18 protein-coding genes are annotated in these 19778 nt (G+C 41.8%); 11 read left to right on the top strand and 7 right to left on the bottom strand.

The window, feature by feature from the left end:
• Positions 1-10 precede the first annotated feature (10 nt).
• From MD535_RS20690 to MD535_RS20670, 5 genes are all read right to left on the bottom strand, one after another.
• A complete protein-coding gene (locus MD535_RS20690) occupies positions 11-1924 on the bottom strand; it encodes a ParB N-terminal domain-containing protein (protein ID WP_265676920.1) in 1914 nt (637 codons plus the stop codon).
• Between the two features lie 4 nt (positions 1925-1928).
• Positions 1929-2510 (bottom strand): hypothetical protein, encoded by a 582-nt coding sequence (locus MD535_RS20685; protein ID WP_265676919.1) that lies wholly within the window; start codon positions 2508-2510, stop codon positions 1929-1931.
• A gap of 122 nt (positions 2511-2632) precedes the next feature.
• The gene (locus tag MD535_RS20680; RefSeq protein ID WP_265676918.1) at positions 2633-3550 is read right to left on the bottom strand and encodes a phospholipase D-like domain-containing protein; all 918 of its coding nucleotides are present in this window, start codon (positions 3548-3550) and stop codon (positions 2633-2635) included.
• Positions 3550-5358 carry an ATP-binding protein gene (locus MD535_RS20675; protein ID WP_265676917.1) on the bottom strand — a complete coding sequence of 603 codons (1809 nt, stop codon included), beginning with the start codon at positions 5356-5358 and terminating at the stop codon, positions 3550-3552. The genes MD535_RS20680 and MD535_RS20675 overlap by 1 nt, the downstream gene beginning before the upstream one ends.
• Positions 5358-7001 carry a DEAD/DEAH box helicase gene (locus MD535_RS20670; RefSeq protein WP_265676916.1) on the bottom strand — a complete coding sequence of 548 codons (1644 nt, stop codon included), beginning with the start codon at positions 6999-7001 and terminating at the stop codon, positions 5358-5360. The genes MD535_RS20675 and MD535_RS20670 overlap by 1 nt, the downstream gene beginning before the upstream one ends.
• A 567-nt stretch (positions 7002-7568) precedes the next feature.
• Here MD535_RS20670 and MD535_RS20665 point away from each other — a divergent pair.
• The 5 genes from MD535_RS20665 to MD535_RS20645 all read left to right on the top strand — a co-directional run bounded on the left by MD535_RS20665 (position 7569) and on the right by MD535_RS20645 (position 11231).
• On the top strand, positions 7569-7814 hold the full coding sequence (locus tag MD535_RS20665) for a hypothetical protein (RefSeq protein ID WP_265676915.1): 246 nt from the start codon (positions 7569-7571) through the stop codon (positions 7812-7814).
• Positions 7811-8242, top strand: coding sequence for a hypothetical protein (locus MD535_RS20660; RefSeq protein WP_265676914.1), 432 nt, complete (start codon positions 7811-7813; stop codon positions 8240-8242). The genes MD535_RS20665 and MD535_RS20660 overlap by 4 nt, the downstream gene beginning before the upstream one ends.
• A gap of 204 nt (positions 8243-8446) precedes the next feature.
• Positions 8447-9040 (top strand): class I SAM-dependent methyltransferase, encoded by a 594-nt coding sequence (locus tag MD535_RS20655; protein WP_265676913.1) that lies wholly within the window; start codon positions 8447-8449, stop codon positions 9038-9040.
• Positions 9041-9062: 22 nt separating this feature from the next.
• Complete coding sequence (locus tag MD535_RS20650) at positions 9063-10190, top strand: HNH endonuclease (protein ID WP_265676932.1); 1128 nt, start codon at positions 9063-9065, stop codon at positions 10188-10190.
• A 138-nt stretch (positions 10191-10328) separates the two neighbouring features.
• The gene (locus tag MD535_RS20645) at positions 10329-11231 is read left to right on the top strand and encodes a YeeE/YedE thiosulfate transporter family protein (RefSeq protein ID WP_265676912.1); all 903 of its coding nucleotides are present in this window, start codon (positions 10329-10331) and stop codon (positions 11229-11231) included.
• Between the two features lie 118 nt (positions 11232-11349).
• Here the strand turns inward: MD535_RS20645 and MD535_RS20640 are convergent, their stop codons facing one another.
• Entirely contained in the window at positions 11350-12111 is a 762-nt protein-coding gene (locus MD535_RS20640) for a DeoR/GlpR family DNA-binding transcription regulator (protein ID WP_265676911.1), read from the bottom strand.
• A gap of 21 nt (positions 12112-12132) precedes the next feature.
• A complete protein-coding gene (locus tag MD535_RS20635) occupies positions 12133-13023 on the bottom strand; it encodes a PfkB family carbohydrate kinase (protein ID WP_265676910.1) in 891 nt (296 codons plus the stop codon).
• 266 nt (positions 13024-13289) lie between these two features.
• Here MD535_RS20635 and yihU point away from each other — a divergent pair, with 266 nt between their 5' ends.
• From yihU to MD535_RS20605, 6 genes are all read left to right on the top strand, one after another.
• Positions 13290-14183, top strand: coding sequence for a sulfolactaldehyde 3-reductase (gene yihU / locus MD535_RS20630; RefSeq protein WP_265676909.1), 894 nt, complete (start codon positions 13290-13292; stop codon positions 14181-14183).
• Positions 14184-14200: 17 nt separating this feature from the next.
• Positions 14201-15241 carry an aldose epimerase family protein gene (locus tag MD535_RS20625; RefSeq protein ID WP_265676908.1) on the top strand — a complete coding sequence of 347 codons (1041 nt, stop codon included), beginning with the start codon at positions 14201-14203 and terminating at the stop codon, positions 15239-15241.
• Between the two features lie 143 nt (positions 15242-15384).
• Positions 15385-16635: an AGE family epimerase/isomerase gene (locus MD535_RS20620; protein WP_265676907.1), complete on the top strand. Its 1251-nt coding sequence runs from the start codon at positions 15385-15387 to the stop codon at positions 16633-16635.
• Between the two features lie 245 nt (positions 16636-16880).
• Positions 16881-17741 carry a class II fructose-bisphosphate aldolase gene (locus tag MD535_RS20615; RefSeq protein WP_265676906.1) on the top strand — a complete coding sequence of 287 codons (861 nt, stop codon included), beginning with the start codon at positions 16881-16883 and terminating at the stop codon, positions 17739-17741.
• Positions 17742-17908: 167 nt separating this feature from the next.
• Positions 17909-18448, top strand: a complete 540-nt coding sequence (locus MD535_RS20610) for a TRAP transporter small permease (protein ID WP_265676905.1) — start codon at positions 17909-17911, stop codon at positions 18446-18448.
• A gap of 9 nt (positions 18449-18457) precedes the next feature.
• Positions 18458-19747, top strand: coding sequence for a TRAP transporter large permease (locus MD535_RS20605; RefSeq protein ID WP_265676904.1), 1290 nt, complete (start codon positions 18458-18460; stop codon positions 19745-19747).
• Positions 19748-19778 lie beyond the last annotated feature (31 nt).

The following is a 19778-nucleotide window of genomic DNA, read 5'->3' as shown; positions in this document are numbered from 1 at the left end:
TAGTTGCTAGTTATAGCACTGAAATGACGTGCTGTAACTTAGATAAGAGAATTCTATTAGCATTTTTTGGGTAAAAATCGTCATCTTCCTCAGGTAATAGCTTTTTCAGCTGACTAATGTGCCTATTCGTTATATCTTTTGAGGATGTAAACGATGTTAGACTACTTTCTTTTTTTGCTAAAATGAGGTCAATGATAACTTTAGAGAGTATATCTATAGCCTTTTTACTATAATCGATTTCGCCATTGGCTTTACGAATAATACCAGACCAAAAATAAAGCTCTAGAGATTTATAGGCACTCTTGGGTTTGGATTTTTTGTTTTTATATTCTAATGAAAATACTACTTCGTCAGAAACGCTAGAGGAATTGAATGCTTCATACATGGTGTTGAAATCATTGACGAAATTCTTAGTCTCAACCATCAAGTTATATTTATTTTTATCTTCTACTTCTGACAAATATTCATCAAACAAAGCCTTGAAAATTGACTTCTGCCCCATAACAGAAAAGCAAATATTATTTGAAGTTAAGTTGGATATCTCTTTTTTGAACGCATTGACTGATTTTACTGTTAACGTAGAAGAGTCTTTTTCAAGTTCTTTTCTCTTGCCTGTAAATGATCTGAGATAAGTTCTCAAGCCGGAACCTTCGTCAAATGCAGAGCGAGTGCCAGCAATTTGATAAAACTCTTTGAAGGGTTCTAAATTATCAAAAACATATCGAAATACTTCTTTGTATTTTGATGAAAATTCTTTCTTTGCTATTTTAGAAGCTGAAGGGGACCAGCTGTACAAGAATGAGCTTTCTTCGTCTTCGTCATCATCAGCGGTTGACTGTTTAGCGGTATCCATCCTATGTTTGAACGTTTCTTGTTCGCTCAAGAGTCTCTTTATTTCATCGTCTGGTGAAACCCATGCATCTAGTTTAGATAGCCATTGTTGAATATTTCTTTGATTTTGTCGGTCATCAATACTAGAAGCTTTTTTGTCATCAAAAATACATGTCTGTATGATTTGTCTAATAGTGAGGACACCAGATAAAGAAATGTCAGTATTGTGCTTTCCTCCTTCGCAGTCCCAATCGACAACTTCTGGCTTTATTGATGGTGGGGAGGTTTTATCGGCATCATCGACTAGAGCCTGTGTAAAACAAGCCAGTACATCTTTGTCATCCATTAATACAAGTCTTGTTTCATTTACTTCGACTGGAGTATTGTTTATGGTTACAAATAAGTCGCGTGCTATTTCCGTAGGCTTTCTTTTATTTCTCTTGCATAAAGAAGGTAGGTCGATCAAAGTTACGGTGACTCTTAGATCGAAGATATCCTTGTCTATAGCTGCGGCTTCTTTTAAAGCCTTGAATCTATGTTGCCCATCAATTATGACTGATGATAGCCGATTGTTATCCCATACAATATCGCCGGAACTTTGATCGAACGGAATTTCGAAGATGCCGCCTGCAATTTCAATAGTGTCGTCATCAAAATCTTGGTATTTTTCTGGATCTATATGTTTTATACTTCCATCAACAAAACTAGTCGAGAACGCAGTCGTGTCTATATCTTGAAAATTATCTAAGGGAAGATAGTCTTTTCCTGTAGGGATCATTACCGAAATTAGAGGTGGGAAATACTTAGTAACGCCAGAATTTAACAGGTAGTCTACCGCAATTTGTTTTGCTCGCCCATGATCAAGCTCTCTTTGAATCAATGTACTTATAGGCCATACTTCGACATTATTCATCTCTTCAAATATTCTAAAGTTTTTTAATAGGTCATTGACCGATATGTCAAGAAAATAGACCCCTACTTGCTCGTGTTCTAGGCCAAAAAATGCTTTCGTATAAGGTACAGCGGAAGACAAATTGAAGTTAATTTTTTTTGGGGGATTACCGCTCTTCTTCTTTTTTTTCTTTTCTACCATTGTATTATCCTTGTCTATCTGTAAAAACAGGGTTAGTGACTCTTTGAAAAATTATTTCTATAAGATCTGACATATCTTTGTCTGGAAGACTTAGTTCATCCTGTATGAAGCTGATATATACATCACCATGACTTATATTTGCGTTATCAAGTTTATCAAGTAGCGTTGACGAGCTTCTTTTTATATGTTGGTTGATACGATTTGAGATCACATTTGCTTTTCCAATATATAGTGGAGGAAGCATATAGAGCATCATTTCAAACACATTGCTGATTGACTCTATCTTTTCTTTCTGTTCGAGCAAAGTTTCAAGTTGAATTATTTTTTTATCAGTTAGTCCTAAAGAGCTAAAGGGTTTTTCGCTGTTATTACCCAACGCATAGCGACTATATGTCATATTATCGTTATTAACAGTAAGCGCTTTCTCTATAATAGGGTATTCTTGAATTATTTTCTTTAGAAAATCGACTAAATCATTCTTGGTATAACTTTTTGGTTGTGGCCAATATCTCCAAATATATACTCCTGAATAATCGGGTACTTTATTTGGATTTGCGATTATTGTTCTTAACGACTTTCCTCTCATAGAGCGAACATTTGAAAACGATAGCGAATCTTGCTTTCTGACCATATGTTTAGCTTTCTCTTTAAGTAACGTTTGTACTGTGTAGGAATGGTGTTAAATTAGAGAATTATTATTCTCTCGCATTATTTCAATCGCAAAACTTCACTTCTTCTACCCGGAACATAGACTTCAAGTTCATCCTTTGCATATAACTTGGTATACGAATATAGGTTCTCTTGAAGCCCTTTTACTTCTTGCCTGTAAGGTGCAGGATCATCAGCAAGTGCATCGTGCAGTAAACGTGATATTTGCCCAAACCCTAGATCGCGATCGCTAAGATTGTTGCAAACCTGTACCTTTAACCATTGATAGGCTTTACTCTGTTTAAATAAAGCAGAGGCAAGTTCTTTATCATCTCTTGCGCTTTCTATTTGAGCAAATTGAAGGGATGGATTGAGTTCATACTCTCTAGCAAAATCTCCAGGCTTTACTAACGGAAAGTCAGATACAAAAAGCTCTTTAGACTGCGGTAGCACATGCTCGGGCCACGTCAGTTGAAGTTCAGGTTTACATGTACCATCGATAGTTTGTATGTACTGCTCCATTTCATCAATGATTTCCAACGTTAGCTCAGATGCGGAGCTGATAATTTTATCGATAAACTCCTTAGAACTGGAGGAAGCCTGTACTTTGTTACAGGCTTCGAAATTGCAATCATTGACTAAAGCTAGCCCTTTGCCTGTCAAGTTGGCGCTGCCATTAAATATAGTTTCTTCATCAACTTGAAAGATTTTAGCGTGCAAATTAGTGAGTGCCTTAACTTGGAACCCTTGTGAGATGCAATCTCGTAGAGCACCAAAATCACTTGAACCTTGGATAAAATCTAATGGTGCAAAACGCCCGACTAATTTCACTGATGGGCGGCTTCCTTCAACCAACTGACTCAACCAGCGCGTCGCTGGTTGAGTCATGAAGGCGGAAATGATTTTCAAGCTCTTGCAATTAGGTATTATTGTCTCTAACTCTTCTGTTAGCTCAGTACTAGAAATTAACCCGCTCATTAAAACTCGTCCATTCCATCATCTGTTGGCTCTTCTAAGAATTCACTGATGACTAAGCCCCATTCACGTCTAATCGAGTTTAAGTATGCCAAGCGTCTATCGTCGGTAGTTTCGTTCATTACTCGAGCAAAGCCAGCAATTGTCGTTTGCATTACCTCGAGTTCTTCAGGCCCTAGTTTACTAATAAGCTTTTGATAGAAGACATGGTTGGTATTGAACAATACAAGAGTTAGCCCTTTACTTGTCGATACATCAAAGAATGCTTCAGAATCCCTCGCTACATCTTCAATTAAGAATCGGTTTCCTGTCAGAATTAAACGTTCTGCTTTTTCTTCAGCTTCTTCTTCACTCATGCCACCCGCTTTTTTGAGGTGGTCAACCACATCTTTTTTCTCCAGCTTCTCAGGTGGAGTTTCTTTAGCTTTATGCCCGTGGCTATCGCGATTAGCAGAACCTTGCGTTGCTTTTGATGCAGCGCCTTCAGACGTAGACTTCGGTTGTTCTCCTTTAACAGCTTTACCTTCGACGTTGATAGTTTCTAATTTTTTAGTCAAGTCTGTTACGTGCTTCTTAATTGCACCCACAACCTTAAGCACTTGTAGTAGGGAGTCTGAGTTTTCTTCTAGATCACGAAGGTACTCTTGCTCGGAGTCGAAACCTGCTTGAGTAGATATGTTCCTGATTTCATACGGGATCAATTTTACCGCATCTTGCTTGTTGTTGGTTACGCCGAAAACTGCATCCAATGTTGGTGGGAAAGACACCTCGATACCGATAAAACGTCCTTTACTCTCTCTTAATGCGGATGTGAGAAAAGAATCTCTCAAGACAAGCTCTCTGTTTGCACGAATGACGGATACACCCACGTTCTTTCCGCAGTGCTTACCCCAGGCTGTTCCGCCTAAGCGTCCCACTGTTTCTTTGAGAATTCTGTTAGCGACGTTTTTTTTGACCATTGACGTCGTAATTGTTACATCATCCCGCTTTGGTTCTCCATTTTCATCTAAGTATTCTACTGAAATAACCTCTTCATCGACCTTTTCAAAGAATGCTTCACCCTTGTAGTTACCTGGTAAATCTGGCAATGAGGTTTTCTTTTTCAGGTACATAGGATCATTGGCTTTAAACGTTTCACGATCATATACATCGAGACGATCTTCGCCAGACTTCCGGTAAGTAATACTTTCGATTTTTATATTGTCATCACTAATAAAGTTTCGGTACATTCTACCAACTAGATGCTCACAATGACGATAGATGGATTTACCTGTTTTCCAACTGAGTCGGTCCAATTTCGACCAAATAATAAGAGTCCCAGATTCGGGTCTTTTCGTAAAAAATGCTTTCTCATATTTGCTAGGAATAGGCATAGCCACCGGGATGGGCACTTCTTCAAGTTTACCGCTTTTCATTTCATCTACATCTAAATAGGTGTAGTGAGGATCATCGCCTTCTTGCCAGCTCCAAACTTCGACACGTCGACATTGAGATATGGATGAGTTAGGTAGGCCCATACCAAACTTACCCATACCCTTGGTATCTTTTCGGTGAGTTCCTCCACCAAACTGCATCGCGATGCGAAGTGTATCTAAGTCCATACCAACGCCGTTATCCCAGAGAGATATTTCAGAGACTGTATAATTCTTCCTAGCAGCCAGCTGCTCTTCGATAAAGCCGACTTCGACTCGGGTTGCTGTAGCTTGTAGGCTGTTATCTATTAGCTCTGCGAGGGCATAGGCAGTATTGTTGTAGCCGTTATCTCTTAATGACTCTATAACGGTTTCGGCACTTAAAAATCTGTTGCTCATTAATTAGTTTCCTTCTCTGCCCACATATCGTTCCAGTAACCGAATGCAAGGCTGATGCTTTGAAATTCTGGTATATCATCCATGACTGTATAAATTCGACATTCCGTGTTACCGCCACTCTTATGGCCACGCATAGCACGTCCAGCCATCTGCAAGTATTGAACGAGAGAGTTCATTGGCTTGGCGATAATTGTCACGTTAGTTTTTGGTGCGTCAAAACCAGCAGTTAATACATTAAAATTAACTAATACTTGAATCTCACCGGCTTTATACTGCGCTATCTTTGCTCTTCTACTTTCAGAACTATCATTTTTACTATCAATAGATGCAGCTCTAATACCTTGATAGGACAGTGCCGTTGCTAGGTTGATGCCGTGCTCGACCGTACAGGCAAAAACAATAATTTGGGAGTTTTGATTACATTCCTCAATTATCGTTTCTATGATTTTCCGGTTACGTTCTAAGTTGTTGGCTAAGGTGGTCATAGTTTCTATACCACCAGCATCTCTTAGTTCGAATGCCGCAATATTGGAGTGGTCGTAATTGAGGGATTTAAAATTTGCTTTGGCTAAATACCCTTGCTCAACTAAGTAATCGATCGGGGATAAGTATCCGGATACTTTCATCGATACCTTGTTATTGTAGAAAAATGCGGCGAGCCTTTGATCTTCAAGAGATAACCCCAGCTCTGAATAGCTTCTCCCCGGAGTTGCTGTCAGACCTATTAAGTCAGCGTGAAATGCCTTGTTATCAATAAAATCTTGGACAACTTCCTGGAATTTTGGGGCTACTGCTTTATGGGCTTCATCGAAGATAACTAATGTAACTTTCTCAGAGAGCTCTTTGTAGAGTAGTTGTAGTTGCTTCGAATTTGTTTTTCTGAGGCTTAAAAACTTGTGTAATCCTCCAACCACAAACCCAGAGTCTATACCGCTTAAACTTTCGGAAGATGAAGAATAGAAGCCGTACAAAGATGTAGGGCGATTACCAAGAGATTTCCATGCTTTCGCAAATTCTTCATAGGCTTGTGAGCATAGTTCTTCACGATCTGCCAACCATAAGACAACATTGTTTGGAGACTCTCTGAGATGCTCCGATGCAATATTCATAGCTGTTCGAGTTTTACCAGCGCCTGTTGGGAGGTGAATCAATACTCTTTCATGGTTGTTACGAAGGCGACAAAATACTTGTTGACTGATATCTTGCTGGTAAGGGTACAGTCCGTAATTAGGTTCAATGTAAGAGATGCTTTCAAACTCGGCACTTTGTTGTAGTTGGCATTGGTATAAGTTTGACAAGCCGATAGTTGATGCAAATTGTTCGAGGTTTTCTTCTGACCAAGCGCTAATTGCATCATAATGAGCAGCCATAACTTGCGATGCCTGAAGACCAAAACTTGGGAAGAGATTGACTAATAGCTTTGGGCTTAGGCGTTCTATCAGTTTATCTCTTAGCGATTTATCAAAAACGAAGTCTACCTGCTTAACACTTGCAACCACTCTGGCCAATTGTTTCTTATTGTAAGATGTGCTTTCTGAGTTGCTATTGAATTCGTCAATTTCTAATGCAAAATTAATGGAGTTCTTTGGGAGGAATTCTAAGAGTTCATCCTCTGAAAAGTTTGAGAGAATTTCAGTAAGCATTCTTAGCCTTTAGACGTTGTCGTACGGTAGTGTGTACTTATGATATTGGAACGACTCGCTTGAAAGATATGATTCGTTCCGTTAATTATTTATACAATCAACAGATTACCTCAATCCCCTTGTCACGACAATGGTAATAGGGCTACAGTTGTATATGTCTCTCACATAGTTGAATGTAGAGAGCATCGTTTTTTAATTGACTTTAATGTGACATGTGCAACTGAGAGCGCATTATCGTCGAAAGTCTGCTTGAGAAAAGTTAATTAGTTTATCCAAATAGTTGATCTGGCCAAGGCTTAACAAAAAGTAATACCTATGGTAATACTTGCATATGTTGTAATTAATTAATTTGTTATAAATCAATTGTTTATAAGTTTAGGTCTGAGGTCTCACTCCCGCCACATTCTTAAAAAGAGACGCCTTTGGGCGTCTTTTTTTATGCCTGTAAGAAAATTCTGTTTATTTACATCCAGTAACCATCTGTAGCATCTCATCATTTGCGCTGTTGCGGCCGGTATAGTTAAATCCGTCCGCAGTGAGTTTTAATGAATGAGTAAGGGGTAGCCTGTGAATAATTTTAAGTGGAATGCATTTGGTGTGTTAACTCGAGTAGAGAAAACAGACGCCATGGTGTTTATTGAAAATAGTGCAGGGAACGTGCGTAAAATGAGCGTGAAACGCTATAAAGACAGCGCCGATGTTGTGTATGAAAAAGCACAAAACCTAGTAGGGCAGAGCGTAACCATACGAACCAGCCAAAACACCAACAATTGGAGTGTCGATGAGTGGTTTAGTGAGATTGCACCACTATGACTGAACTAGAAACATTACTCTTAGGCACCATCGCGATCCTATGTATGCTATTTGGGTACCTCGCACACCAGCAAAATAAGCGCATCGCAATGCTGGAAAGCGCCCTAAACGAGTCATTAAAGCAAACCTCTTCTGCGGCCATCCAAACCCAGTATCCGACGCCTCCGGTTGCTTGCCCTCGGCAAACCCTGTTTGAGGCATGCATCAATGTAGTCACCCAACATGAACCCGATGATTTTGCTTACTCAGTAAAAAAGGTGTTTCCAGAGCATTTTCAATTTCGCTTCGCGGTATACGGCACTATGGTTGATGACTTGAGTTACTTCCTCGAGGTAAACCCAGCCAATAGATTGGTACTGCTTAGCATGAATGGGCAGAGTGTGAGTACGTTTGCGAGTGTTGAGGAGTTTAGGGAGTGGTTGCGGTAGTGGGGATAATGCCAATCGAGTTTAGCAGGTCGGTCAGCGAATCAATTTCATGTATGAAACGTCAATAAACGTAACGCTGGCTATCAAAAAATGCACTCCCAAAATAGTGAGTTACATCAAAACTCCCCATACTTTTATAGCACTTTCTAGTATTATGCAACCAAGCCCTATACTATGACTTTACTTCAGTCATAGGTTTTAAAAATGTCTATAACATCCTCTTTCTATGAAGAAAATGCAGAGAGTCTTGCAGGGCAATATAACGCCTTACCACCAACAATGGTGCATCATGTATGGGAAAAATATTGGCCAAGTTCTGGCAATGATGTACTCGATATTGGTGCTGGTTCTGGAAGAGATTCCCTGTGGCTGACGACGCGAGGATGTCAGGTTATAGCGTGTGAACCGTGTAATAAGTTGCGTGAAATAGGCGAGGCGCTGACTGGAAAGGATGTCTATTGGAGCGATGACAAGTTGCCCAATCTTGATCGCATTTCGAAGCAAGGCCAGACATTTGATGTCATTTTATTGTCTGCAGTGTGGATGCATATTCCCATTAATTTACGAAAAAGTGCGATCCAGACACTTGGAAGCCTTCTGAAACGTGATGGCATAATTGTTCTTTCGTTGCGCTATGGCCCTTTTAGGGACCGCCGAGAATCTTTTCCAGTATCGGTGACTGAGTTAAAAGAACTCGCGAGTAAGTCGAACTTGACTTTGGTTGACGTGTTTGATGGTGACGACATGCAATGTCGGCAAGAAGTAAGTTGGCAAACTGTTGTCATGCTGAATAAATAATGTATTAAGAGCGAAGGAGTGTCTGGTGCTTGAACTGTATCTGGAAAAGTTCAGAAATCTCAATATGAACAATGCTGGTGGTAGGAAAAGCCCTCATAAGGTGTGCATGCTATTGGCGGTAATAGACCTTATTCATGTGGGTAGTATTGCTAATAATAAAATTCAGTTTAACCAGGCCCTAAAAGATCGATTTACTCACCATTTTAATACCCTTGCCCAAGGTAACGATAAAAACACACCTGAAAACCCGTATTTTCATCTTAGAACTGAAGGGTTTTGGCACCTTAAATATAGTGAGGGTGCGACGGAGCAAAACACTAAACGTTATTCCTCAAAAGCAGTTTCTTATGTTTATCTAGATGATGAGCTTTTCGATTTTATGAAAAGTCACATCGTATCAAACGAGATAAAAGATGCTTTGGTTAGTAATTTATCCGACATAGCGTCTCTTTACTATCAATGGTTATTGGATCTCGGAAAATCGGAGAAAACCGCGAGTAATTATCTGGGGGCGGTTCGGGGCTCAATTTCAAACTGGCTAATGGATGCAAATGAGATTTGTGAGCCTCTAACTGAGGTTAAATCTTATAGAGAGTTCGTACGATTGGACGAAAAAGCTCGAATGCTTGAAACCTTTAAGCAACGCGATAGTAAAGGTAAGGGCATGTATAGTGCTGCGCTGGTTCACTATAATAACTTTTTGGCTGACTTAGCCAAGGTCGATGTTAATGCGGATATACGGCAGGTGATGTCAGATAAGAAGTTAACTGAAACTGAAAAAACTATACTTGTAAATACAAGGGTAGGGCAAGGCAACTTTAGGTCGCAGTTGATCCAGATGTGGGGCGGTTGTGCGTTAACAGGGTATAAGAATACCCAGCTTCTTCTCGCATCACATATCAAACCTTGGCGAGATTCAAACAATGAGGAACGTTTGGATAAATACAATGGATTACTGTTACTTGCGAACTTGGATAAGGCGTTTGACCTAGGTTTTATCTCGTTCGATAATCAAGGCAAGGTGATGATCTCTAAATATCTTGAAAAACCAGAAGTCATTGGTCTTAATGAGTGTATGTCATTTCCAATTGTTAGCCAGCATAAACGTTATTTGGAACACCATCGCGGTATGCTGTTTAAAGGCTTTTGATTCGATACCGATCATTTTTCCCTTTCAGAGCTGGGTTTTCACCGCGACTCTAGCCATCCTTTCCCAAAATATTCTTGGCTTTTAGCGCGTTGACTATAGTTATTGATATCGTGTTTCAATACCTTCAAAGGCACAACTATGCTGCTTCTCTCACTTCTGTTCATCGCAGTCATTGGCTTTCTTGCCCAAACCACTGGGCTTTGTATGGTGCGGGGCGTAAAAGAAGCGACAGGCGGTAAGCCAATATTTTTAATTTCAATCCTCTTGAGTGGGGCCTTTGTTTGGTTGGCAGTCGGTGCGGCGTACTTGCTTGGGCAGCCCGTTCGGTTAGACAGTTATTATCCTACTTTACTGTCTGCGGTTGGAGGATTGATTTTTGGTTTAGGTGCGGCTTTTAACGGTGGATGCGGCGTATCAACGATCAGTCGCTTTGCTCGAGGGAAAATAATGATGTTTGCCACCATGTTGGGGTGGCTGGTGTCATGGCTATTATTTGCTGATCTGCTTAGTGGCCACATGGTCAAAGCGTACGTCATATCACCTGTGTTACATATGGGGATTTTAATCATTCTTTCCGCATTGCTACTGGTTGTGGCATTTAAAAGTGAAGCCAAAATACGCAAACTGTGGCTATCCATGTTGGGCATTGGTGTTATGGCGGGCTTAGTTTTTATTTATGAACCACATTGGACTCCGAGCAGCTTACTTAAATCGATGGGATTGTCTGTGTGGAATGGCCATGACGCGAGTTGGCCTAGTGCTGAACGCTTCTATCTGTTTTTATGCCTTGTATTGGGGATGGTCGTTGCGGCAGTGATGACAAAATCCTTTCAATTTGAATTTTCGCGTTTGTCGCGTCTGTTCAAACATTTTTTAGCAGGCCTACTGATGGGAGTTGGCGCAGTAATGGCCAGTGGCGGAAACGATTCGCAGTTATTAGTGGCCTTACCTGCGTTATCTGCAGCAGGAATGGTCACGACGTTATGTATGGTGATTGGAATATTTATTGGTTTGAAGCTTCAAAATGGTAGACCCATTTAAATAAAACACCCTAAGCCAAGCTGGCTTAGGGTGGATAAAGATATCTCAACGGGTAGCGCCCAATGCATGATCGGCTACGTTGCAAATTGTGGCGTTATCGCGCTGTGAATCACTGCGGCTAGGCTTTACAAATCTCGATGATCGTATCGCCCTTATTGATGACTTTTTCCAATTCTTTTGTAATTGGACTATCAGTAAATAAGTGACTGACTTGATCTATTGGGCCTAGTTCAATAGAGCCTTTCGGAATGAACTTACTAGAATCAAGCGCGACCATCACATGACGGGCTGATTTCATGGCCGTTTGAGTGATGAGTGTTTCACTCAGGTCGTACTCTAGTAAGGTCCCATCTACATCAATGGATGCCGCACTGGTAATCAAAAAGTCGAAACGAAAGTTAGAAATAAAATCTAAGGCTTCTGTTCCTACAATGCCACCGTTGAACGCTTTAACTTTGCCACTAGGGATAAGTACGTCAAATGATTTGTTACTGTGAAGCACATTTGCCACACGTAAACTATTGGTAATTACCTGCAAATTACTCTTATTGAGTAGGTGGCTGGCGATCACCTCTGCGGTTGTACCAATGGTAATGAAAACCGTTGAGTTATCCGGAATAATCTCTGCAATACGTTTAGCGATGGCGTTTTTTTGTTCTGTTTCTGAAACCTTACGAACTTCATAGTCTAAGTTTGTTTTGGTTGCAGGAGAACTGGCTCCACCGTGGTGACGTATTACAAGTCGGTCTCCACTAAGCTTCTTAATATCTCGACGAATCGTTTGAGTGGAAACATCGAGCATTTCAGCGAGTTCTTCGACGGTGTAGTAACCTTTGTCGTTAACGAACTGTAATAATTTATCTTGTCTTGGATTAGTCACGATAACCCTTCTTCTTTTTTATTATTTGTTTGCTATATAGTCATCCACTTCTTTTCTGCTAGGAATACCTTGTCGTCCACCCAGCTTCTTACACTTAAGAGCAGCGACGGTATTAGAAAAGACGATAGACTGACGAGTTTCCATACGCTCAGCAACAGCGACAGCAAGTGCGCCATGGAAAACATCTCCGGCACCGGTGGTGTCGACAACGTCTACTGTTACGCCTACTTGATGTGCGAGTTTGCCGTTTTCAAGCCAATAACATCCTTTTGAACCGACTGTAACATAAACTTGACCTGATGTCTTTTTCTGAGCGATTTTGAGACCTTCAACAGGGTCGTTAGTTCCAGTGAATTTTTCGAGACCTGGTTCACTAAATGCAACGTGATCGGCAAGTTTTACAAGCTCATCAATGGGTTCCGGTGTGATATCAGCATCTAATACTGACGGAATGCCCAATTTTCTTGCTTGTTCTAGTGCATATTTCGCGCCATCTAACCAGCGAACATCTGTAAGAATTGTGGAATATGTCGAAAAGTCAACATTTTCTAGAGGGGTGGCATCAAGAGATAGAGATTTGTCTTGATAATTCACTATCATTCGTTCGCCTTCGTTATCCACGATGACAGCAGAGAAAGCGGAAGATGCACCTTCAATTTTTATCATTTCTTCAACGCCAACACCGTAACCCGCTAATTCGGTTAGCATGGTATCAGCAACGCCATCGCAGCCAACGCGGCCAATAAAGTCAACATCATGACCAAGTTTCGCAACCGCAACTGATGCTGTGGCAGCAGGCCCTCCGCCAACCTCAAAATAATCGTGTGCAACGTACTTACCCCCAGTCGTTGGGAGTTGGGAAACCAATTGCACTCGGTCTAATACAGTTATACCAACACAAGCTATCGCCATTTTTAATCTCTTATTATTTCAACATCATTGGAAAATAGGGGTGAAATTGTTTTCTACGTTAAGCCGTATAGACCATCGCAGTTAACGGAGAGCCTTTTGGATGCTCATGGCTCCATTATAAGGACAAAAACAGATTCCGATGAGAGTATTCTCACAAAAAGACGATAAATGGACACAAAACAACAAAATGTGACAAATGTTGTAGTTAAAAAATCTCGAATGATTATAGTAATTAGCAATTCAACAATAGAACTAAGGACTTTTTCATGTCAACAGTAGGATTTATCGGTTTAGGTCAAATGGGCAGCCCTATGGCAGCAAACCTTATTAAAGGTGGTCACTCATTACGCGTATTTGATATCAGCGAGACTGCTGTTGAGAAGATGGTTGAGTTAGGAGCTACGGCAGCCACATCCCCAGCGGATGCGGCGTTAGACGTCGAATTTGTGATTACTATGCTACCCAATGGCGCGTTAGTAAAAAATGCTCTTTTTGGTGAGAATGGCGTGACGGAAACATTGGATAAACAAGCATTGCTTATCGACATGTCTACGGTTCATCCTTTTGAAACCGATGCGCTGATTAAAGAGATGTCAGACAAGGGATTTTCAATGATGGAAGCGCCGGTTGGCCGAACGTCAGACCATGCGATTAAGGGGGAGTTATTGATTCTTGCCGGCGGTACGTTGCAACAAATCACCACCGCGCAGCCTCTGTTTGATTGCATGGGCTCAGAAACCGTTGATGCTGGCGGACCTGGTAAGGGGATTCGTGTCAAAATCATCAACAATTATATGAGTATTGCTTTGAATGCGCTGTCCGCAGAAGCGGCAACATTGTCGGAAGCGATTGGCCTTAATTTTGATGCAGCACTAAAGGTAATGAGTGGTACGCCAGCAGGTAAAGGACACTTCACAACAACGTGGCCTGGCAAAGTACTGGCTGGAGATCTGAGCCCTGCATTTATGTTAGATCTCGCACATAAAGATCTGGGTATTGCGTTGGACTTGGCTAATCAAGTAAACGTTCCTATGCCGTGTGGCGCTGCATCTCGTGAATTGTATAGCATTGCCCGTGCAGCAGGGCGTGGTCGCCAAGATTGGACGGCAGTATTTGAACAACTGCGTGTTACATCTGGTTTAGAAGCAAAAGTTAAATAATAACTAGAGGCAATAACGTGAAACTAACCGTAGAAAACTGGGGAAAAGTTGATGGCCAAACTGTACCAGTCAAACTCTTTACGTTAGAAAACAATCACGGCATGAAACTTCGTGTGACCAACTATGGTTGTATCGTGACGTCGATTGAAACTCCCGACCGTGACGGTAAACTTGCCGATGTGGTCTTGGGCTATGAGAGTCTTGATAAATACTTAGCGGGTCATCCGTTTTTTGGCGCTATTGCCGGTCGCTATGCGAATAGAATCAAAGATGGTCGTTACGAGCTGGATGGAGAGGTTTTCCAGTTGGAAACGAATGAAATCCCTACAGGTCAACACCTGCATGGTGGCAGTAAAGGTTTTGATAAACAGGTATGGAATTTTGCGATAGAAGAGCAAGGTGAAGCGACGTACCTGCATTTTAGCCGCGTTTCCCCTCATGGGGAGTCTGGGTTTGGAGGTACGCTTTTGGTCAGCCATACCATAGGTTTAGACGAGCTGAATCAAGTGCACTTCAACTTTAAAGCAGTAACGGATCAGCCAACAGTGATTAACTTGGTCAACCATAGCTACTATAACCTTGGTGGCCATGATTCCGGAACGGTGGATAACCACGAGTTGAAACTTTACTCAGAGTTTTACACTCCCGTTGATGAGAGCATGATCCCGACTGGGGAGATTCGAGCCGTCACTCACAGTGATCTGGATTTTAGTGAGTGCAACAAAGTGGGCGCGCGCGAGTTTGACCATAACTTTGTTCTTAATAACGGCAAGATGGAACGCGGTTATTGCTACGCGGCTGAATTATACGATGCTGACACGGGCAGAACGATGGATGTGCTAACCACCCAACCCGCGGTTCAGTTTTATAACGGCTTTAAATTAGCCAATAAATCATGGATTGGCCGACATGGAAGGAAGTACGAAAACCGTGCAGGATTGTGTTTAGAAACGCAACACTTTCCAGATAGCCCTAATCAACCTCATTTTCCTTCGGTTAGGTTAAACCCGAGTGAGCATTTTGAGGAAAAAACGATCCATCGCTTTGGTGTGAAATAAAGAAGAAAAGCTCATCATTGTATATATCGCAGAATGCGATTAATGGTCTCGTGTGGCTATCACAAACTAATCATTAAAACACTGAATTCAATGCGAGTGGTTGATAACGTCACTTGCAATAAAAAATAATGAGGAAACGCCCAATGAAATGGATTAATACCCGATCCCATAACGCATGGTTAGATATTGAAACCGACAGAATTTTCGAGTTTGGCAGAAACGCGGTCGTGCCAAATGGGTTTGGTTGGATTGGTAATAACGGCAATGTACGTGACGAAATGGGTACGCGCCTATGGATCACCGCTCGTATGTTGCATTGTTATTCGCTCGCGGCTCTGATGGGGCGTCCTGGTGCTTACGATCTTGTGGAGCATGGTATTGCCGCTCTTGAAGGGCCGCTTAAAGATAACACTCATGGTGGGTGGTATGCGACCATCGACAATGAAGGTGAGGGTATTGCTGATTCATCAAAGCAAGGCTACCAACACGCATTTGTACTTTTGGGTGCTGCCAGTGCGGTGACTACAGGTCACCCTCGAGCGCAGGCACTTTTAGATGAAGCTATTGCGGTTTATGAAAAACACTTCTGGGTAGAAGACCGTCAGATGTGCTATGAATCTTGGGACCAAGCGTGGACTGAAACGGAAGATTATCGTGGCGGTAACATGGCCATGCATTCAGTTGAAGCCTTCCTAATTGTTTACGATGTAACACAGGATAAGAAGTGGTTACAGCGTGCGCTTAACATCACCGAGTTTATGATCAACAAAACAGCTAAGGGTCTGAGCTACCGTGTGAATGAGCACTTTGATTCCGAGTGGAAACCTCTCCCAGATTACAACAAAGAAACCCCGGCGAGCCACTTCCGTGCGTACGGTGGTACCCCAGGTCACTGGATAGAGTGGGGACGTTTAATTTGTCATTTACGTGCAACGTTGCTAGAGATCGGTGAAGACTGCCCAGAGTGGCTGTTAGAGGATGCGATTGGCCTGTTTGATGCCACAGTGCGAGATGCATGGCATGTGGATGGTGCGCCAGGTTTTGTGTATTCAGTAGACTGGGATGGAAAACCTGTTGTTCGCGAACGTATTCGCTGGGCGCCAGTGGAAGCAATAGGCACCGCTTATGCCTTGTACACAGTAACGGGCGATAAGAAGTATGAAGATTATTATCGTACTTGGTGGGATTACTGTCGTACTTATCTTATTGATTATGATGGTTGCTCATGGTGGCAAGAATTGGACACAAATAATCAAGCTGGTACAAGTAAAGTGTGGGACGGTAAACAGGATATTTACCACTTAATGCACTGTTTAGTGATTCCAAGACTGCCACTGACGCCTGGACTTGCCCCTGCTTTAGCGAAAGGTTTCTTGGATGGGAATCTAAGTTAACTAACTAATAATTAAATAAAAATAGATAAATAATCTCGAAGAGATGACGGCGTGCGCCGTCATCTCTTTTTTGTATTTGGCTCTAAATCAAGGTCAATGCTCTAATTGTCCCAAGATGTGCTCAAGAGCTCACTTTTGTCCATTTGTGTTTATTTTCGTCATAAAGTGATAACTAACTAACAGAAATGGACGGATATGGCTGGTAATTTACTACAGTAACGAACAAGCACAGAGGATTACTTAAAATGGCTTATATGTCAGGAAAAACAATGATTCAAGAAGCGTGGAGCAACGGTTATGCAATCGGCGCGTTCACCGCTCACAATTTAGAAACAATCAAAGCTGTGCTATTAGCAGCGCAAAAAGAACAGTCTCCGATCATGCTACAAATTGGTCAAAAGGCCATCAACGAGATTGGCATGAAACCATTACGTGATGCCGTAGATTCACTAATTCAACATCACCAGATTTCAGTTCCAATATGTATTCATTTAGACCACAGCCGTAAGTTCGAGCAATGTATGGAAGCGGCGACGCGTGACTTCCAATCTTTAATGTTTGATGGCTCTGCACTGCCTTTTGAAGACAATATCCGTATTACCCGAGCTGTTGTTGAGGTTGCACATGCGCTGGGTCTTGGTGCAGAAGGTGAAATTGGCAAGATTGGTGGCACTGAAGACGACATTACTGTTGATGAAAAAGACGCGATGATCACCACAGTAGAAGAGGCATTAGATTTTTCTGAGCGTACAGGTGTGGACTACTTGGCTGTTTCAATCGGTACAGCGCATGGTGTTTATAAAACGACACCAGAGCTTAAATTTGACCGTTTGACTGAAATTAAAGACGCAGTGAAAAAGCCAATTGTTCTTCATGGTGGTTCTGGCGTGCCAGATGACCAAGTTGTTGAAGCGGTTAAGCGTGGTGTTGCAAAGATCAACGTTGATACTGAACTGCGCCAAGGCTTTATTAAAGGTGTTCAGGCGCACTGGAAAGAGAATGAGAACGACTTCATTTTAGCGGATGTCATGAATACCGGTATCGCGTCAATGATGGAAGTTGTGCAACACAAAATTCGCCTATTTGGTTCAAATGGCAAAGCGTAAAACAACCACAATGTCCCTTATGTGACATAAACCCTACAAAAAACGACATATTGTTGCTCAGTGTGAAAACACTCACGGTTCAGAATTACTAACTGAGTTATCAATACAAACAGAGTGAACAATATGTCGTTTATATAACAAAAATTATTATTTTTTATGGTGGTTCTATGCTGAAAGCAATGGAAAACGCTTTAAATACGATTAATGCGCCTATAGCGCGCTGGACTGCGAATTTAGCTGGCTTTTTTTTGCTAGTGATGACAGTCATCGTATTAGTTCAAGTAGCCTTTCGCTACATTTTAAACACCCCGTTGGGGTGGACAGATGAATCGTCTCGTTTCTTGATGATCTACATGACTTATCTATGCCTGCCCATTATCTATTTGGATGAGCGCAACATCGCGATGACTTTTGTCACAGACAAGCTGAAGGGCACTAGAATCTTCGAATTGTTGGCTGTGTTTGGTCATATTGCGAGCTTGATTCTATTCGGTATATGGATCTACTTCGGATACGCGTTCTTTAAAACTGGCTCTGTAATGGCGGATAGTTTGCCAATTCCCATGTTTGTGGTGTATGCCATTCCACCCGTCATGTTAGCAATCTCATGTCTATTCGCTTTGCAAAAATTACTTGGCGCATTACACAATCTTATTCATTTTGATCCTGCTGAACATCGTGGTTCAGCGGTTGAAGCTGCTGAGTAGAGGTAAGTTATGGTTTCCCCAATTTTCCTACTTTATTTTATGGCATTCCTGTTAATGGGTGTGCCTGTGTTGATGGCCTTAGGTTTATCGCCAATCATCACATTTATACAAAACGACCAAGTACTATTCATCAACATGCTGTATCAGCGCTTGTACTCGGGTTTGGATAACTTCTTATTGCTAGCACTGCCATTCTTTATGCTAGCCGGAGAGTGCATGTCGAGCGGCGGTATTACGCCACGTATTATTTCTTTTGCTCAGACTCGCGTTCAGCACATGCGTGGTGGGCTAGGGCACGTTGTTATTCTTGCTTCTACCATGTTTGGGGCGCTAACTGGCTCTGCCGTAGCGGCGACATCGGCAATCGGTAACATGCTGATTCCTGAAATGTCGAAATATAAATACGACAAAAGCTACTCTGCAGCATTAACGGCAGCAGCAACTGTATTGGGTAACATTATTCCACCGTCTGGACTCATGCTGCTATACGCATTTGTCATGAATACGTCGGTCGCGGCTATGTTCATCGCAGGTATTGTCCCAGGGTTCATCTTTTGTGTTGGCCTTATGTTGGTAAACCGAATGCAAATTCGTAAGTACCCACAGGTTCAAACATTGCCTCGTGCAACAAAACTTGAGCGCAGCCAAAGCTTGAAATTGGCCATTCTTCCTTTGCTTACGCCTGTCATTATTCTAGGCGGTATCTATGGCGGTATCTTTACGCCAACGGAAGCGGCAGCTGTTGCTGTAGCGTATGCGATCTTCTTGTCTGTGTACGTCATCAAGGTAACGAATATTAAAGCGACGTATGCATTGTTTGCCAAAGTGGCAGTCAATGCGGCAGCCGTACTGATTATTGTTGCTGCAGCGAGCGGTTTTGCGTCGGCAATCAGTTTCTCTGGTATTTCGAATACGGTGACTGAGTTCTTCAATAGTATTACTCGTGACCCATTAATGTTGTTCTTCATTATCAACATTTTCTTATTCATCGTTGGCATGTTCTTAGATGCAGGTCCTGCCATCCTAATCTTTGGTCCTATTATTGCGCCAATCATGATTAATGCAGGCGTTGACCCTGTTCACTTTGGCGTTGTGATGTGTGTGAACTTGTCTATTGGTTTAGCTACACCGCCAATGGGGCTGGTGCTCTTTGTTGCCTCTGGGGTGTCTGGAGAGCCATTACAAAAGATCTCAAAGGCGATCATTCCGTTCTTGATTGTGGAGTTCTTGATCATCTTCTTAATCTCATTCTTCCCAGAATTAGTAATAGGCCTACCTAAGCTGTTGGGCGTGATGTAGCGCTGATTTAAAAGAATACGTGAAATAAAAA

The sequence above is a fragment of the Vibrio qingdaonensis genome, assembly GCF_026191675.1.
Classification (GTDB): Bacteria; Pseudomonadota; Gammaproteobacteria; order Enterobacterales; family Vibrionaceae; genus Vibrio; species Vibrio qingdaonensis.
The sequence above is the reverse complement of the archived record's forward strand: the minus strand, read 5'-3'. Positions and strand labels throughout refer to the sequence as shown.

Excerpts from the sequence above, each read along its gene's own strand:
- MD535_RS20690 (WP_265676920.1), bottom strand. The coding sequence starts at position 1,924 with ATGGTAGAAAAGAAAAAAAAGAAGAAGAGCGGTAATCCCCCAAAAAAA.
- MD535_RS20685 (WP_265676919.1), bottom strand. The coding sequence starts at position 2,510 with ATGAGAGGAAAGTCGTTAAGAACAATAATCGCAAATCCAAATAAAGTA.
- MD535_RS20680 (WP_265676918.1), bottom strand. The coding sequence starts at position 3,550 with ATGAGCGGGTTAATTTCTAGTACTGAGCTAACAGAAGAGTTAGAGACA.
- MD535_RS20675 (WP_265676917.1), bottom strand. The coding sequence starts at position 5,358 with ATGAGCAACAGATTTTTAAGTGCCGAAACCGTTATAGAGTCATTAAGA.
- MD535_RS20670 (WP_265676916.1), bottom strand. The coding sequence starts at position 7,001 with ATGCTTACTGAAATTCTCTCAAACTTTTCAGAGGATGAACTCTTAGAA.
- MD535_RS20660 (WP_265676914.1), top strand. The coding sequence starts at position 7,811 with ATGACTGAACTAGAAACATTACTCTTAGGCACCATCGCGATCCTATGT.
- MD535_RS20655 (WP_265676913.1), top strand. The coding sequence starts at position 8,447 with ATGTCTATAACATCCTCTTTCTATGAAGAAAATGCAGAGAGTCTTGCA.
- MD535_RS20645 (WP_265676912.1), top strand. The coding sequence starts at position 10,329 with ATGCTGCTTCTCTCACTTCTGTTCATCGCAGTCATTGGCTTTCTTGCC.
- MD535_RS20635 (WP_265676910.1), bottom strand. The coding sequence starts at position 13,023 with ATGGCGATAGCTTGTGTTGGTATAACTGTATTAGACCGAGTGCAATTG.
- yihU (WP_265676909.1), top strand. The coding sequence starts at position 13,290 with ATGTCAACAGTAGGATTTATCGGTTTAGGTCAAATGGGCAGCCCTATG.
- MD535_RS20620 (WP_265676907.1), top strand. The coding sequence starts at position 15,385 with ATGAAATGGATTAATACCCGATCCCATAACGCATGGTTAGATATTGAA.
- MD535_RS20615 (WP_265676906.1), top strand. The coding sequence starts at position 16,881 with ATGGCTTATATGTCAGGAAAAACAATGATTCAAGAAGCGTGGAGCAAC.
- MD535_RS20610 (WP_265676905.1), top strand. The coding sequence starts at position 17,909 with ATGCTGAAAGCAATGGAAAACGCTTTAAATACGATTAATGCGCCTATA.
- MD535_RS20605 (WP_265676904.1), top strand. The coding sequence starts at position 18,458 with ATGGTTTCCCCAATTTTCCTACTTTATTTTATGGCATTCCTGTTAATG.